Genomic DNA, 16,687 nt, shown 5'->3' with positions numbered 1-16,687 from the left:
GGCCCTGGGCCGCACGCCCAAGAGCCTGGCTGAGTTGCTGGAGCGACGGGCCACCACGCACCCGAGCGGGGGCTACTCTTTTTTGCTCAGCGGCGACGTTGACGGCCCGCGAGCGGAGCTGAGCTTCGCCCAGCTGTTTGCGCGCGCGCGCGAGGTCGCTGCGATGCTCGACGCCGCGGGGGCTCGCGGTGAGCGGGTCGTGCTCGTGTTCGCGCCTGGCCTCGAGTTCATCGTCGGGTTGTTTGGCTGCTTGCTCGTCGGCGCGGTCGCGGTCCCGGTCTACCCGCCCAATCCTTCGCGGCTGTACAAGACGCTGCCCCTGCTCGAGGCGATCGCGACCGACGCGGGCGCTCGGTTTGCGCTGACGAGCCCCGACTTGCTCGCGATGACCGGCGCCGTCGCCGAGCTGTCCGAGGGCCTCGCCAAGCTCGAGTGGCTGTCGACCGCGGACGGTGGCGACGCGTCGGGCTGGCAGCCGCCCGCCCTCGGCCCCGAGCAGCTCGCGTTCTTGCAGTACACCTCGGGCAGCACGGGCGAGCCCAAGGGCGTGATGCTCAGCCACGCCAACTTGCTTCACAACGAGGCCATGCTCGAGGCCGGCTTCGGCCAGGGCCCAGACGCGCGGGTGGTCGGGTGGCTGCCGCTGTATCACGACATGGGCCTGATCGGGAACGTGCTCAACCCGCTGTGGGTCGGGGGCAGCGTGTTGTTGCTGTCTCCGGTCGCGTTCATCAAGCGACCGATGATCTGGCTCGAGGCCATCTCGAGCTTCAGCGCGAGCACCAGCGGCGGGCCCAATTTCGCCTACGACCTGTGCGTCGATCGGCTCGAGCCCGAGGCGCTCGAGCGCCTCGACCTCTCGTCGTGGACCGTGGCCTTCAACGGCGCCGAGCCGATCCGCGCGGCCACGCTGCGCCGCTTCGCCGAGACCTTCGCGCCCGCGGGCTTCAACGAGCGCGCGCTGTACCCCTGCTACGGGCTGGCCGAGGCGACGCTCGGCGTGACCGGGGCCGGGGTCAGCTCGCTGCCCACCATCGTGGTCGCCGACGCGGCCGCGCTCGAGGCCGGCCGCTTCGAGCCCGCGCGCTCGCCGTCCAAGCCGCGGCCCGAGCCCGGGGCCGAGGCCGAGGTCGAGCAGGCTCCGACCCACGCCGACAGCGCGGGCGTCGTGCTCGTCAGCTCCGGGCAGCCGCTGGTCGGGTGCCAGCTGGCGATCGTCGATCCCGCGCGGCTGAGGGTGGTCGCCGACGGCGAGGTCGGCGAGATCTGTGTTCGCGGAGCTCACGTCGCGGGGGGCTACTGGGGCCGCCCGGAGCTGTCGCGGGAGACCTTCAACCTCGAGCTCGAGCTCGACGGCGACGACGAGGGTCGGTGGCTGCGGACCGGCGACCTCGGGTTCATGTGCGGCGGCGAGCTGTTCGTGTGCGGGCGTCGCAAGGACCTGCTCATCGTTCGCGGCCGCAACCTTCACCCCCACGATCTCGAGCGGGCGATCAGCGAGGCGTCTGTGCTCGTGCGCTCCGGCTGCGTGGTCGCGTTCGCCACGGACCACGCGGACGTCGAGGAGATCGTGGTCATCGCCGAGGTCCGGGACTCGACGCCGCAAGAGCGCCTCGACGGCCTCGTCGCCACGGTCCGCGAGGTCCTCGCCGACGGCTTCGGCGTCAAGCCCCTCGAGGTCGCGCTGGTCAGCGCGCGCTCCCTGCCCAAGACCTCGTCGGGCAAGCTTCGGCGCAGCGCGACCCGGGACGCCTGGCGAGCCGGTCGGCTCGAGCGCCTCGCCCACAGCGATCGCGGCGCCGTCCGGGTCGAGGTCGAGCCGCCGCGCGACGTCGTCGAGGCCCGAGTCCTCGAGATCTGCGCCGAGATCCTCGAGCAGCCCGAGCTCAGCCGTGATGACGACTTCTTCCGGCTCGGCGCCGACTCGGTCGCGATCGCGTCGATGACGGCCAAGCTCGAGGCGGTCCTCGGCCGCGAGCTCTCGCTCGGCGCGGTGTTCGACGCGCCCTCGGTCGCCGGGCTCGTGGCGTGGCTGCGCGAAGACGGCTACGACACGACCCGGCTGCGCGCGCGCGAGCTCCCGCTCACGCCCGACATGCAGCGCCTGCTGCGGGTTGCGAGCGGCGCCGAGCTCCCGGTCGACGCGCTCCACCTCGCGGCCGCGTTCTCGCTGCGCGCGGGCGGGGCCCGCGGGCCCGAGCGCCTCGCGGCCGCGGTTCAGAACTTCGTCGCCCGCCACGCCGCGCTGCGGACCTCGTTCGAGCTCGACGCGGGCGGGGTCATGACCCAGCGCATCCACCCGCGCGTCGAGGTCGAGCTCGGGCGGCGGTGGCTGGTCGACGCCGACGAGATCGAGGCCGCCCACGCCCAGCTCGTGCGTCGACCCTTCGCCCTCGAGACCGCGCCGCTGTGGCGCTTCGAGCTGCTCGAGCCCCCGGGCGTCGATCCGGTGCTGTGCGTGGTCGCCCATCACCTGGTCTCGGACCACGCGTCGTTTCGGACCCTGATCGTCGAACTCGAGGCCGAACTCGGCGGCGCCGCGATGCCCCCGGGCTCGCCGGATGACTCGGCGCTCGTGCGCCTCGCAACCCAGGGGGACCGGGGCGAGACCAGGCCCGAGACCCACGCCGCGGAGTCGTTCACGGGCATCGAGCCGCTGTCGTTCACGGCCCTCACCGGGCGCTCGCCGGACCCGGGTCACGAGGCCGCGTCGCTGTTCGTCGAACTCGACGCGGCGACCCACGCGGGCATCGACGCGCTCGCGCGCTCGCTCGGGCTGCTCCCGGCGGCGCTCGGCTTCGCGGTCTTGCAGCTGCTCTTGCACCGCATCTGCGGGGTCCAGCGCTTCGTCGTCGGGGTCCCGGTCGATCAGCGGATCGCGCTCGGCACCCCCGACGCCGTCGGCTACTTTGGGGTCCCCGCGCCGGTCGCTTGCGAGGTCCAGGCCAGCGACACCCCGCGGGTCCTCGCCCGTCGAGTCCAGGGCCAGCTCCGGCGGGTCATGGACGCGCCGGGGCTGCCCGCCTCGCTGTCGGCCTCGCTCGAGCGGGCGCTCGGCCGGTGCCCGGGCGTGCCGCTGCTGCAGGTCCTGTTCAACGTGCTCCCGGCGGGCGAGGCCGGCCGCGGTCGCGGGCCGACCCTCCAGCGCCTGCCGCTGGGCCCGGTCTCGATGGGCGTGGATCTGTCGCTGGCCCTGATCCGCGGGCCGCAAGGCGGCGCGCTCGAGCTTCACCATCGCGTCGAGGTCCTCGATCGCGCAGCCGCGCGCCAGCTCGTCGACGCCTACATCGAGCTGCTCTCGACCCTCGCCCGCGACATCGACACGCCGCTGTCGCACCACGAGTGGCCGAGCAGCTGCCCGCCGGCGCCGGCCCGCCGCCGGATCGCGCTCGCGGCAACCTTCACGGCCGAGTCGATGATCCCGATCATCATCGGCTGGGGCCGGCTGTTCGAGTGCCCGTTCGTGGTCGAGCCCGAGCCCTACGCCCAGGTCATCGGGCCGCTGCTCGACCCGGCCAGCGCGCTGCGGTCCGAGGACGTGGCCGCGCGCGTGCTGCTCGTGCGTCTTGTCGACGTGTTCCGAGCGCGGCTGGCGTCGCCCTCGCTCGACGACTATCGCGACTGGTGCGCCGACCTGCTCGACGCCGTGCGCGAGGCCGCGAGCGCCGGGCTGACGATCATCGGGTTGCTGCCTTCAGACGGCTCCGACGAGCTGCTCGCGCTCGAGCGCGAGCTCGGTGAGGGGCTGGCGGCGATCCCGAACGTGCGCCTGCTCGGGCCCGAGGCGATGTTCGCCAACCTGGAGGTCGACAGCGTGTTCGATCCGCAGGCCGACGCCCTCGCGCACGTGCCCTTCACCGCCCCGGCGTCGGCGGCCTTCGCGACCGCGATCGTCCGTGAGCTGTGGCGCTACGATCGCCAGCCGCTCAAGCTCGTGGCCGTCGACGCCGACAACACCCTGTGGGCGGGCGTCGTCGGCGAGGACGGACCGGCGGGCGTCGACCCGGCCCCCTTCGCGCCCTTGCACGCGCGCCTGCGTCGCTGTCGGGCGGCGGGCGTGCTGCTCGCGATCGTCAGCAACAATGATCCCGATCTCGTCCGCGCGGCGCTCGAGCGCGCGGACCTGCCCGACGCCGAGGAATTCGTGGCGATCGAGGGCGGCTGGGACAGCAAGGCCGTGCGGGTGATCAACCTGGGCGAGCGCCTGTCGCTCGGCGTCGACAGCTTCTGCTTCCTCGACGACAACGAGGTCGAGGTCGCGGCGATGCGCGACGCGTGCCCGGAGGTCCTCGCCTTCGTCGTGCCCAAGCCCAGCGGGGGCAGGGCGGACGCGGGCTTCATCCAGCGCCTGTGGGCCCTCGACGTCGACGCGCGGACCGAGGCCGATCGCGAGCGGCCCCGCCGGGTCGCCGAGGAGCTCGCGCGTCGCTCGTCGCGTCGCCCGGGCCAGGCCCACCTCGACTTCGTCCGCAGCCTCGAGCTCGTCGTGGTCCCGCGCTCGCCCGAGCGCCACCTCGAGCGCGCCGCCCAGCTCAGCGCCCGGACCAACCAGTTCAACCTGCGCAAGCGGCCGCGCTCGGCCGACGAGCTCGCCGACGAGCTCGCCGAGCAGGACGTCCGCGCGAGCGTGTTCGAGGTCCACGATCGCTTCGGCGACTACGGCATCGTCGGCCTCGTCGTCGCCCGGCTCCGAGGCCTCGAGCTGGTCGTCGAGACCCTGCTGCTGAGCTGTCGGGTGCTCGGTCGCGGGGTCGAGCTCGAGCTCCTGCGCTGGCTGGCCGAGGAGGCCGAGGAGCTCGGCGCCGAGGCCGTGCGCTTGTTGGCCGAGCCGTCGCCGCGCAACACTCCTGCGCGTCGCTTCGTCCGGCGGATCGGGGACGCGAGCTCGGGCGAGCTCGTCGAGGGCTCGGGCGGCGCGCTCGAGCTCCGCGTGGCGATCGCGGGCCTCCGCGCGCTCGGCCTGCCCGAGCTGCTCGAGCGCGTCGACACGCCGCGGGTCGACTCGAACACGCGGCGCCTCGACATCGATCGTCGGCTCGAGGCCCAGCGGCTGGCCTGGATCGCGCGCGAGCTCGACAGCGGCGAGGCGGTCCTGCGCGCCTTCGGTGTCCGGTGGCTGCGGCCGGGCGCCGAGGCCCCGGTCGAGGGCGGCGCGGGCAAGGCCGCGCTGGCCGACAAGATCGCCGCGCGGATGGCCGCGCTGCTGCACCTGCCCGAGTTCGATCCCGACGCCGAGTTCCTGATGGCCGGGGCGAGCTCGTTGACGGCGGTCGAGCTGCTCGCGGATCTTCGCCGCGAGCTCGGGCTCGGGCTGACCCTCGACGACCTCGTCGTCGCGCCGACGGCCCGCGCGCTCGCTGGCGTCGCCGCGGGCACGCGCGCGAGCTCGAGCCCGGCGCGGGAGCTGCCCCTCGCCGAGCGGATCGCGAGCGACGCGCAGCTCGATCCAGCGATCTTCCCCGCGAGCTCGCCGCTGGCCTCGCCCGCGGCGTCGAGCTCGTCGGCCTTGCTCGAGCCCCGCCGGGTCCTGCTCACGGGCGTGACCGGCTTCGTCGGCGCGCACCTGTTGTTCGAGCTGCTGCGCCGGACCGACGCCACGGTCGTGTGCCTGATCCGGGCCCGCGACGTCGAGCACGGCTGGGAGCGGCTGCGGGCCGCGATCGAGCGCGTCGAGCTGACCTGGTCGAGGGCCCTGCGCCGACGGGTCGAGATCCTCCCGGGGGATCTGTGCGCGCCCCAGCTCGGGCTCAGCGCGGACAGCTGGCGGCGCGAGGCCGAGGAGCTCGACGCGATCTACCACTGCGGCGCGGCCGTCAATTTCGCCCAGCCCTACGAGCTCCAGCGCGGGCCCAACGTCGAGGGCACGCGCACGCTGATCAAGCTCGCCTGCGCCCAGCGGCCGACCCCGCTGCACCACGTCTCGACCATCGGCGTGCTCATCGGGCCCGGCTGCGTCGAGCTCGACGCCCTCGACGAGGACGCGCTGCCCGGGCCGGGGGCCGCGCTGCCGATCGGTTACCAGCAGAGCAAGTGGGTCGCCGAGCGCCTGGTGCTCGAGGCTGGCGCGCGTGGCCTCCCGGTCAGCGTCTACCGACCCGGGACGATCGGCCCGCACTCGACGACCGGCAGCCACAACCCCGATGACCTGTTCGTGCTCCTGCTGCGCGCGAGCGACCGCCTGCGCTGCCTCCCGGAGGTTCGCGACCTCGACGTCGCGCCCGTCGACTGGATCGTCGCGATGATCACGGCGCTGTCGCGCACGGGCGAGGCTCGCGGCCGCGTCGTCCACCTCGTCAACCCCGATCCGGTCCCGGTCAGCCGCATGCGCCAGTGGTACGAGCTCAGCGGCGCGGCGATGCGCGTGCTCGGCTTCGACGCCTGGCTCGAGGCCGTGCGCGCCGATCTCGGTGAGGATCGCGAGCACCCGCTCGCGGCCCTGCGCCCGATCCTCGACAGCGAGCGCGGGCGCGAGTTTTGTCGGCTCGTCAACACCTCGCCGCGGACCGAGTGCCGCCGCGCCACGCAGCTGGCCGCCAAGCTCGAGCTGCGCTGCCCGACGCTCGGCCCCAAGCAGCTGCTGCGCTGGGACCGACGCCTGCGCGCCGACGGGCTCATCGACGAGCCCCGCGACGACTTCGGGCGGCCGCTGCGTTACATGTGGTTTCGCGAGCACCTCGTCGGCGGCGCCACGCTCGCGGACGGCGGCCGGACCCCGCTCGAGCTCGATCTCGTCGCCTCGGTCAGTAGCTTGCGCCAGCTGATCGACGACAAGCGCATCGACCTGGCCGGGACCGTGCGCTGCCCCGCCTTGCACCCCGCGCCCTTGCACGTCCGCGAGGGGCACTGGTGGGCTCGGCCCCACGCCGGGCTCGGCCGCCGCGAGTCGAGCGAAGCCCTGCTCATGCGGATCCGCGTCGCGCTCCTCGATGAGGACGGCCGCGAGCTGTGGCTCGAGGGCCAGAAGGTCGCCCGCCCGCGCCTCGATCTGTGGCGCCAGAGTCGGACCTTCGAGCTCGAGCTCGGTGACGCCTCGGGCACCTTGATGTCGGGCAGCGCGACGGTCGAGGGCAAGACCTGGGTCGAGGATCAAGTCTACGGCGTCGAATTCCGCGAGGACGTGCCCGAGGGCGAGCGTCGCCGCGCGCGGCTCGTCTACCTCGCGTGGCTCGGTGGGACCTTGGGACGAACCTTCTACGATCTCGCGCTGCGCCTGGGGATCTCGCTCGCGTCGGGCAAGTAGCGGGCGAGCTCGGCCGAGCTCCTTCGCCCGTCGAGCTCAGAGGGTCTTGACCTCGCCGATGAGGTCGGCCAGCTCATCGGGGTCGACCCCGCAATTCGCCGCACCGCACAGCCAGTGGGCTGCGGTGGCCCCGTGTTTGAAGCTGCGAAAGCGGACCCCAAGGACTTCGACCAGCTGCTCTCCGAGGTGGGTCGCGGCCGCGGCCATCAGCCCGACCACGCCGGTCATCAGCAGCGCGACCGCTTCGTAGCCCGGCTCCTTGCCGGCGGCCTCCCGCCAGAAGCGGCGAACCTCGACCGCGGGCATTGGCGTCACCCGCTCGACGATCATCATCACGGGGACCTGGCCGCCGGCCTCTCGACAAAAGTCGAGGTAGTCGGCCTCGGCCTGTTGGGCGAGCTCGAGGGTGACCGGATTGATGTAGCGGGTCACGTGCACGCGACTCGCCGAGGCTGTTACGAGTTGACCGGGCTCATGCACGCGAACGGCCACGGCCCAGGATCCCAGATCTGTGCGCGCGGACAAAGAGGGGGCGTCTGTTCACGGAGCGGTCCCGCCGCGGCCCGAGCTCGAGGGGAGGATCGCGCGCAGGTGGCGCCGCGCGGGGCCCGAGCTTGCAAACACCGGTTCGGGCCAGGAGGGCTGCGGATGGTGACCGGCGCTCCACCACGAGCGCCGTCACCTTAAACTCTCGACGGTGGAGCTCGCGGTTCGTCTGGCTCGCGCCATGTGGCGCTCGATGCTCGACTCTGACGAGACCGCCGAGCTCATGATCGTCGAAGAGATCTCGTCGATCCGCAGCGTCGAGCGAGCGCTCGCGCTGCTGCGGCGCAGCGAGGAAGGCCGGGCGATGCTGGCAGAGCGCCCGCGGATCAGCACATCCACGGTCGACTTCGCCGCGCTCCGCGAGCTGCCCGAAGCGTCCCTCGGTCGGATGTTCGCCGAGTACATCGAGCGCGAGGGCATCGACCCGGATCTGTTGACCAAGGCGATGACCCACGGCCGGAGCCCCGAGGCCAACTACGTGCTCGAGCGGACGATGCAGACCCATGACCTCTGGCACGTGGTCCTCGGCGTCGGCACGCAGGCCCACGAAGAGGTCCTGCTCCACGCGTTTCAGTGGCCGCAGCTGCGCCGGCCCTTCTCGGCCTTGATCTTGGTCGTTGGTGCGGTCAAGCACCTCGTCGGCGAGGGCCGCTTCAGCGCGCTCACGCGCAACGTGCCCGCGGCCCTTCGTCGGGGTCGGGCCGCGCGTCCGCTGCTGTGTGTCTATTGGGAGCGCCACTGGGACGAGCCCCTCGATGAGCTGCGCGAGCGCCTCGGTGTGCGGCCGCTCCTGTCCCTCGATTGACCCTCGGAGGCGAGGTGGCCAGCACCGTGAGCGTGAGCGTGAGCGTGAGCGTGAGCCGCGAGGCGTGAGGCACGAGGCGCGATGTGCGCGCGGTCGTCGCGGGTGGGCCTCGGTCCCGCACGGGTCTTGGGCTATCGTCGCAGACCCGTGGGGTGCAAATGACCTTGCTGCGACCCCTGATCGCCGACGTCGACGCCGAGCTGCGCGAGGTCCCGCTCGTCGCCGACGACGGCGTCGCGCTCGGGCTGACCCGCTTTCGTCGGGGCCCCAGCGATCGCAGCGTTTTGCTCGTCCACGGCCTCACGACCTCGACCGACATGTTCGTGATGCCCGAGCACGACAACCTGGTCGAGTCGCTGCTCGACGCGGGCTGGGGCGACGTGTGGTCCGTCGACTGGCGCGGCAGCTTTCGCCTGCCCTACAACACCGACGCGCGCGGCTTCAACGTCGACGACGTCGCGCTCTACGATCTGCCCGCCGCGCTCGCGGCCGTGCGCCGTCACAACGGCGGGCGGCCGGTCGCCGTGATCGCCCACTGCGTCGGCGCGCTGGCCTTGAGCATGACGATCGCGGCCAAGCTCGCCGGCCCGCTCGCGGGCGTCGTCGCCAACTCGACCTTCTTGACCCCCAACTTGTCGGAGCAGTCGCGGCTGAAGCTGTCCTTGCTGCCCGCGGTCCTCGATCGGATCTTGCCCGAGGGCTACATCCCCATGGACCTGGCCCAGGTCGGGCTCTTGTCTCGGCGCGGCGCCCTGTTTGCGTTGGCGGCGGCCGGCTCGAGCTGCAAGGACCCGACCTGCCAGATGATCTCGTTCGCGTGGGGGTCGACGCTGGGGGTCGGGGCCGACGCGGGGGGCTCGGCCCTGTACGAGCATCGCAACTTGCACCCCGCCACCCACGCCCGGCTGCGGGAGCTGTTTGGCCCGGCGCCGCTGAGCTTCTATCCGCACCTGCGCAAGATGGCGAGCGAGCGCGCGGTTGTTCGCTGCGACGTCGCCGACGCCCGCTACGATCGCCTGCCCCGGAGCGCCCTCGATACCCTCGACGACTGGGACACCCCGCTGCTCTTCGTCAACGGCGTGCTCAACCGGGTGTGGACGGGGTCGCTGGCGCTGTGCCACGGCTACCTCGCGGATCGACACCCGGACATCGACGTGACCCTGATCGAGATCCCCGGCTACGGTCACCAAGACATCTTCATCGGTCGGGCCGCGGCCCTCGACGTGTTCCCGCGGATGATCAGCTGGCTCGACGAGCGCGCGCCCGGTCGTCCTTGAGTCTCAGCGCTGGCGCTGGCCGCGGCCCCGGGCTCTGCGTGGGCGGGCTACGACCCACCCTCGGTTGGCCCGAGTCAGCCCATGGTTGGAGTTCCTCGACAGGTGCTAGAGTCGCGTCGGGCGTGCAACGGCGAATCGCACTCGTCGCGGTGGATGCGCAGTGGCGCGATCCGAACGGGACTTTCTTCTCCTTCTCCTATGGGATCGAGAAGTTGCGCGCGTCGCTCGACAGCGCCCCGGACCTCGCCGGCACCGAGATCCTGCTGCTCGACCTGCCCAGCGGCGACCCCGAGGACTTCTTCGAGAGGGTCCGCGAGTTTCAACCGACGATGGTCGGGCTCTCGACCTACGTGTGGTCGCTGAGCATCTTCGCCGGGCTGACCGAGCGCCTGCGCAAGCACCGGCCCGAGCTCGTGATCGTCGCGGGCGGGCCCTCGGCCCGGCGCTCGGTCCTGGATCTGCCCCAGTATCATCCGCTGCGCGATCGCCTCGACGCCGTGATCCCGGGCGAGGGCGAAGAGGTGCTGCGCCAGCTCGTGCGCCATCACCTCGAGCCCGACTGGCGGACCCGGATCCCCGGGCTCATGCTCCCGACCCGCGGTCTGTGGCGCAGCACCGAGGCCGCCGAGCGGCCGGCGATCAACGAGTACCCCTCGCCCTATCAGCTCGGCGTCGCGCCCCTGCACAAGACCGGCTACGTCGAGACCTTTCGCGGCTGCCCGATCCACTGCGCCTTTTGCCAGTGGGGCGAGCAGAAGTCCGATCGTGTCCACGACGCCGCGTACCTCGAGGCCCACCTCGAGGGCCTGCGCCAGGCCGACGTGCCCAACGTGTTCTTCCTCGACGCCGCCTTCAACCTTAGCCCGCGCGCGTTTCGGGCCCTGGTCGCGGCCGAGGCCAAGGTCGGCGTCTTGAAAGACTCGGTCGTCCACGGCCACCTCTACCCAACCTTCTTGGAGGAGTACCACCTCGAGTTCTTCGATCAGATCAAGCAGGTCCAGGCCAGCATCGGGATCCAGAGCTTCGACGCGGACGTGCTCGATCGCCTCGGGCGGCCCTTCGACGTCGCCCGCTTCGAGCGCGTGCTCAAAAAGATCCGCGGGCGCCTCGGCTTCGACATCGAGCTGATGTTCGGGCTCCCGGGCGACAACCCGAGCTCGTTTCGGCGCACCGTCGAGCGCTCGCTCGAGCTCGGCGACACGGTCAAGGCCTTCAAGTGCCTGATCCTGCCCGACGCGCTGCTCGAGCGCGCCGCCGAGCTCTCGATCGAGTACGACCCGGTCACCTTTGAGATCCTCTCGTGCGAGGGCTGGACCGCCGAGGATCTCGAGCGCGAGTGGGACTGGCTCTACGGCCTCGCCGAGCAGTCCGAGCGCCCGATCCTCAACGACGACTGGGTCGGCTTCGCGATCACGAGCGCGGACGAGAGCGCGGACGAGAGCGCGGACGAGAGCCCGGACGACGCGCACGAGTCGGGCGAGGGGGGCCGGGTTCAGGAGCTGGTCGCGCGCCCGCTCCTCGAAGCTCACGCCCTCGGCCGCCTCCGCGACGCGGTCGCCGAGCTCGCCGCGGGCTGGGGCCTCGAGGCCGTGCGCGGCGAGCCCGACGGGCTGTTCTTCGATCTCCACGGGCCCGACGGCGCGGTCGTGCTCGAGGTCGTGCGCCTCGAGCAGGGCGCCCGCTACTTCGCCGCGCGCGAGGGCCTCGCCTACTCGCACCGCGGCCCGGTCGATCGGGCCAGCTCGGGCGGCCTCCAGCAGGTCATCGACGTGGTCCATGCGGACGCGAAGAAGCTCGTGCCGGCCCTGTGAGTTCGCATGAAAAGGGGAGCCAAGCGATGAGCGAGGAGGTCCAGCCGAGCCTGCAGCCGAGCCAGCTCGAGGCGCTCTCGCGTCAGCTCGTCGAGCGCAGCTTCGCCGTGCTCCCGGGTCACTACGGGCCGGCCAAGGTCGGCCGCATCCGCGCGGCGCTCGAGCGCATCTACCATCGCCTCGACGACCCGCCGCTGTGGTCGAACGAGCCGCGCTGGCTCAACGACGACCTCGAGGTCTCGGGCACGGGCGTGGTCATCCACAAGCTCCTGAGCTTCGACCCCGAGCTCCACCGCGACATCCTCGAGCCCGACGTCATCGAGATCATCCGCGGCGCCCTCGGCCCCGACATGCACCTCGAGTTCGCGGGCGCGGTCGTCACCAACTACACCCGGCCCTTCTTCAAGTGGCACAACCACGTCGGCGGGATCGACGATGAGCGCTACCGTCGGCTCGGCCTCCGCCCGGCGATCGAGAAGCCCGAGCGCGTCGCAATGATCGTGTACCTCGACGAGATGGGGCCCGAGACCGGGCAGCTGCTGATCCACCCCGAGCGCGTGAGCGGGGCCGCGGGTCCGCCCGAGCCCGTCGACAAGCTGCGCTGGGACGGGCAGTTCGAGGTCGTCGGGCCGCCGGGGACCGTGGTCATGATCGACCAGACCACCTGGCACGCCGCGCTCCCGCGGACGATCGATCACGAGCTGCGCTTCTTCTTTGGCCTGTGGTTCGCGGCCTCGTGCGTGGCCAAGACCGAGCGCGTCGACGAGTCGCTGTTCGAGATCGACTCGCCCGATCCACTCTTGCAGTCGCTGCTGCCTCGCCCGGGGGACGCGTGAGCGAGCACGCCGCCGAGCTGCGCGAGCGCGGCTTCACGCTGCTCGAGGGCCTGATCCCCGCGGACGAGGCCGCGGGCTACGGGGCCGCGCTCGAGCAGCAGTGGCGGCGCCTCGGCGAGCCCGACCTGGTCTCGCAAGAGGACGTGATCCTCGGGCCCGGGGTCCACGTGAGCCCCGTCGGCATGACGGTCGCGGGCATCCTCGAGCGCGTGCCCGAGCTCGCCAAGGTCCTGCTGCGTCCGGAGCTGCTGGCCCTGTTCACGGACCTGCTCGGGCCCGGCTTCGAGCTCGAGTTCTCGGCTGGGGTCGTGTCCGACGAGACCCGCGGGTTCTTCTTCTGGCATCACCACGTCGGGGGCATCGACGCCGAGGACGTCCGCGGTCGCGCCTACCCGCGCTTCGAGCGGGCCGAGCGTCTCGGCTGCACCCTCTACGTGACCCCGCTCGACGCCGAGCAGGGCGTGATGCTCGTGTGGCCGCGGCGGGTCGACGATTCGACCGCGCCGCCTTTTCCCCCGGGCCGCGAGCCGTGGCCCGGCGCGACCGAGGTCCGGGCCGGCGCCGGGTCGGTCATCGTGTTTGACCAGGGCACCTGGCACGCGGTCACGCCCATGGCCCGCAGCGGCCAGCGCTTCTTCTTTGGCTTCTTCGTGCGTCGAGCAGGGCTGCCGCCGATGCGACGCAGCGACCCCGGCACGGTCGCCGCGCTCGCGGCCAACCCGGCGCTGCGTGGCGCCTACGGGGGCCCAGCGTGAAGATCCTGTTCTTGTTCTTCACGGATCCGCAGCGGGCGTTCAGCTCGTCGGTCGCGGCGCTCTCGGCCATCGTGCGCGAGGCTGGCCACGAGCCGCTCGCGCTCGAGGTGTTTCGCAAGTATCGGATCGACCACGTCGCCCGGCACATCGACGACCTGCAGCCGGACGTCGTCGGGGTCTCGTCGATGACTCGGGACTGGCCTGGCGCCAGCGCGCTCTTGGCTCGGCTGGGCTGCGATCCCTACATCGTCGTGGGGGGCTACCACGCGAGCCTCGCGCCCCAAGACGTCGCGACCTGCGCGACCGTGGACGCGATCTGCATCGGCGAGGGCGAGCGACCGCTGCGATCGCTGCTCGCCGAGCTCGACGGAGGCGCGCGGGACCTGGCGACGCGGCCAGGCCTGTGGGTGCGTCAGTCCGAAGGTTGGACCGACCCCGTGCCGCCCGCCGATCCCGTGCCCGACATCGCGAGCTTGCCGTGGTGGGACTACGAGGTCTTCGGCGAGGTCACGCAGATCATCGACGCGGGCATCAACACCTTCGGCCCGCTCGCCGACGGCTACCTGCCGACCCGGGCCGGGCGGGGCTGCCCCTTCACCTGCGCCTACTGCTCGGCGCCGCGCTGGGGCAAGCTGCAAAACTTCGCCGATCGCGGCAAACGCAACACCCGCCCGGTCGCGGATCTGTGCGCGGAGCTCGCGAGCTTGCGCGATCGCTACACGCCCGAGGGCTTTGAATTCTGGGACGAGCACTTTCCGCTCCAGATCGAGTGGCTGCGCGAGCTCGCCGAGCACTACCCGGCCCGCGTCGGCCTGCCCTTCAAGGTCGAGATGCACCCGAGCGCGGCCAGCCGCGAGCGGCTCGCGCTCCTCGCCGAGGCCGGCTGCGTGCTGTTCCACTGCGGGATCGAGGCCGGCAACGAGGACTTTCGCCGCGACGTGCTCAACCGCCGCACGCCCGACGCCAAGCTCCAGCAGGTGTTTGACGACTGCCGCGAGCTCGGGCTCGAGACCAGCGCGTCGCTGATGACGATGCTGCCCGGCGAGACCCGCACGCACACCCGCTCGACCACCGATCTGCTCCACCGCCTCCGGCCGGACTCGTTCATGTGGTCGACCTACCACCCGCTGCCCGGGACCGTGCTCGGCGACGCCGCCGTCGCGCGCTGGCCGACGCCCGCGCGCGAGACCTTTGACGACTACGACGAGGTCCACACCCGCACGCCGCCGCTCGTCGACGCGACCGAGCGCTCGGAGACCTTCCTCGAGCTCGGCGCGCTGCAGGGGCAGCTCGTGCAACTCGCGGCTGAGCGCCGGGGCGACGATCACCGGTTGCGGGCGCGGCCTGTCGAGATCCCGATGCCCAAGCGCCCGGTCCCGGCCAAGCTCGCCACGCTGTTGGGGCTGGCGCCACCCGACGCGGAGCTCGAGCGCGCGCGGGCCAACATGGCCTCGTTCGAGCAGGGGGTGTTGCGGGTCGAGATCGAGCATCCCGCGTTCGCGCCCCAGGAGATCCGCGTCGCGCCGCTCGATGGGTCGCGGCACTTCATCGAGGCGGGGAGGGTTGGGTTGTCGTATCGCGGCCGTGAGGCCCCGCCTGCGCTGCTCGAGACCCTGCGGGGGATCGCTACGGTGCTCGGTGAGACCGAGCTCGACGAGCTCCGCGACGCGCTGAGTTAGTCTGTCTGTCTGGGAGCTGCGGGGGCGGGGAGCTCCTCGGGCCGTCTTTGACCTGCGGGCTCCCCGGGGACCGTGCGGCTCGACCCGCGGGCTGTTTGTTCACGGGCTGCTAAACTGTCTGCCGTGACGGAGCACGACGACGAACTCGAGGCCCACGCGCGAGCCCTGCGCGAGCGCGGGTTCACGGTCGTCGAGCGCAGCCATTCGCGCGAGACCGTGGCAAAGTTCCGGGCTGGGCTCGAGGGCCTGTATCAACGCTACGGGGCGCCGCCGCCGTTCTCGGCCAAGGGGGAGCAGCTCGGGCCCGACGTGCAGCTTGCGCCGACCGGCTTCGTGGTCACGCGGCTGCTCGCGCTGTTTCCCGAGTTCGCTGACGAGCTGCTCTCGCCTCGGGTGGTGGAGGTCGTGCGCCGCGTGCTCGGTCGGGACATGCACCTGGAGCTGACGGGGGCGGTCATCTGTGACGCGCAGCGGCCGTTTTTTTCTTGGCATAACCATATTGGTGGGATCGACGTCGAGGACTATCGGGCGCGTAGCAGCTGGCCGCGCTTTTGCGAGTCGCAGCGGGTGATCGTGGTGCTGTATCTGCACGATATTGACGCGCGAGGGGGGGAGCTGCGGGCGTATCCGCGGGCGATTGGGGATCCGAGTGAGCCGCCCTATGATCAGATGAATCCTGACTGGGAGGGGCACGCGAAGTTGCACTTTCCGGCGGGGTCTACGGTGATCTTCGAGCAGTGCACGTGGCATGCGGCAATGGCGAGGGAGTCGCCGGGGCTGCGGATGTTTGTGGGGGCGTATATGACCTCGGCGCGGGCGGCTGCGACTGATGCGGTTGACGATTCGCTCGTGGGCTTCGAGGGCGGGGGGGGGCTGTTGCAGTCGTTGTTGCTGCGGAACCGCTGATCGTGTCGCGGGGAAAAAAAACCGGACGGGGAGTCTTCTGTAGGCATCGGTCTGGTCGGCGTCAGAGTTGGTCATCCAACCCCACTCGAGTCACGAGTTCGCATCGATGGCGTCAGTGTAAAAAACCGGACGGGGAGTCTTCTGTAGGCATCGGTCTGGTCGGCGTCAGAGTTGGTCCTCCAACCCCACTCGAGTCACGAGTTCGCATCGATTGTCACCAAAAAACCGGACGGGGAGTCTTCTGTAGGCATCGGTCTGGTCGGCGTCAGAGTTGGTCCTCCAACCCCACTCGAGTCACGAGTTCGCATCGATTGTCACCCAACGAAGCCGAAAAACCGGCTGATCCCCCCTCCAATCCCCGTCTCAACGCCGCCGAACCAATACACGCTGGCAGGATGGCTCGCGCGACCCCGCCATCTCTCTATTTCCCACCCGCTACGGCGCCTGCGCGATCACATCAACACCCGCGAAGCGCCGCATCCAATAAGTCCCCGCTGGAAACACCGCCGGCTCACCCGCGAGTAGAGCCGCCCGCGCCGCCGCGTAGTCACGCTCCCACTCCCGATCCCGCGCCACCTCGTTCAAGGCCCGCTAAAAAAACCGGACGGGGAGTCTTCTGTAGGCATCGGTCTGGTCGGCGTCAGAGTTGGTCATCCAACCCCACTCGAGTCACGAGTTCGCATCGATTGTCACCCAACGAAGCCCAAAAACCGGCTGATCCCCCCTCCAATCCCCGTCTCAACGCCGCCGAACCAATACACGCTGGCAGGATGGCTCGCGCGACCCCGCCATCTCTCTATTTCCCACCCGCTACGGCGCCTGCGCGATCACA

The 16,687-nt window shown here is 71.3% G+C and carries 8 protein-coding genes and 1 pseudogene; 8 read left to right on the top strand and 1 reads right to left on the bottom strand.

The genetic code is table 11. From position 1 onward, the window contains the following. Positions 1 to 34 precede the first annotated feature (34 nt). The gene (locus ENSA5_RS16990) at positions 35 to 7,240 is read left to right on the top strand and encodes a thioester reductase domain-containing protein (RefSeq protein WP_181197841.1); all 7,206 of its coding nucleotides are present in this window, start codon (positions 35 to 37) and stop codon (positions 7,238 to 7,240) included. A gap of 36 nt (positions 7,241 to 7,276) precedes the next feature. Here the strand turns inward: ENSA5_RS16990 and ENSA5_RS16985 are convergent, their stop codons facing one another. Beyond that, entirely contained in the window at positions 7,277 to 7,678 is a 402-nt protein-coding gene (locus ENSA5_RS16985; RefSeq protein ID WP_106392718.1) for a hypothetical protein, read from the bottom strand. Positions 7,679 to 7,928: 250 nt separating this feature from the next. Between ENSA5_RS16985 and ENSA5_RS16980 the strand changes: the two are divergent. The 7 genes and pseudogenes from ENSA5_RS16980 to ENSA5_RS16950 all read left to right on the top strand — a co-directional run. Beyond that, positions 7,929 to 8,591: pseudogene (locus tag ENSA5_RS16980) on the top strand (Coq4 family protein); the annotation flags it as partial. Positions 8,592 to 8,749: 158 nt separating this feature from the next. After that, positions 8,750 to 9,868 (top strand): alpha/beta hydrolase, encoded by a 1,119-nt coding sequence (locus tag ENSA5_RS16975; RefSeq protein WP_106392716.1) that lies wholly within the window; start codon positions 8,750 to 8,752, stop codon positions 9,866 to 9,868. Between the two features lie 122 nt (positions 9,869 to 9,990). Further along, positions 9,991 to 11,679: a B12-binding domain-containing radical SAM protein gene (locus ENSA5_RS16970; protein ID WP_181197840.1), complete on the top strand. Its 1,689-nt coding sequence runs from the start codon at positions 9,991 to 9,993 to the stop codon at positions 11,677 to 11,679. Positions 11,680 to 11,705: 26 nt separating this feature from the next. Continuing rightward, positions 11,706 to 12,515: a phytanoyl-CoA dioxygenase family protein gene (locus tag ENSA5_RS16965; protein WP_106392714.1), complete on the top strand. Its 810-nt coding sequence runs from the start codon at positions 11,706 to 11,708 to the stop codon at positions 12,513 to 12,515. Next, positions 12,512 to 13,270 carry a phytanoyl-CoA dioxygenase family protein gene (locus tag ENSA5_RS16960; protein ID WP_106392713.1) on the top strand — a complete coding sequence of 253 codons (759 nt, stop codon included), beginning with the start codon at positions 12,512 to 12,514 and terminating at the stop codon, positions 13,268 to 13,270. Before ENSA5_RS16965 ends, ENSA5_RS16960 begins: the two co-directional genes overlap by 4 nt. Continuing rightward, positions 13,267 to 14,949 carry a B12-binding domain-containing radical SAM protein gene (locus ENSA5_RS16955; RefSeq protein ID WP_106392712.1) on the top strand — a complete coding sequence of 561 codons (1,683 nt, stop codon included), beginning with the start codon at positions 13,267 to 13,269 and terminating at the stop codon, positions 14,947 to 14,949. The genes ENSA5_RS16960 and ENSA5_RS16955 overlap by 4 nt, the downstream gene beginning before the upstream one ends. Before the next feature lie 123 nt (positions 14,950 to 15,072). Then, positions 15,073 to 15,855, top strand: a complete 783-nt coding sequence (locus ENSA5_RS16950; RefSeq protein WP_106392711.1) for a phytanoyl-CoA dioxygenase family protein — start codon at positions 15,073 to 15,075, stop codon at positions 15,853 to 15,855. The last annotated feature ends 832 nt before the right edge of the window (positions 15,856 to 16,687 follow it).

This window comes from Enhygromyxa salina (assembly GCF_002994615.1).
GTDB lineage: Bacteria > Myxococcota_A > Polyangia > Nannocystales > Nannocystaceae > Plesiocystis > Plesiocystis salina_A.
Note: the sequence above shows the minus strand (reverse complement) of the source record. Positions and strands in the feature narration are given on the sequence as shown.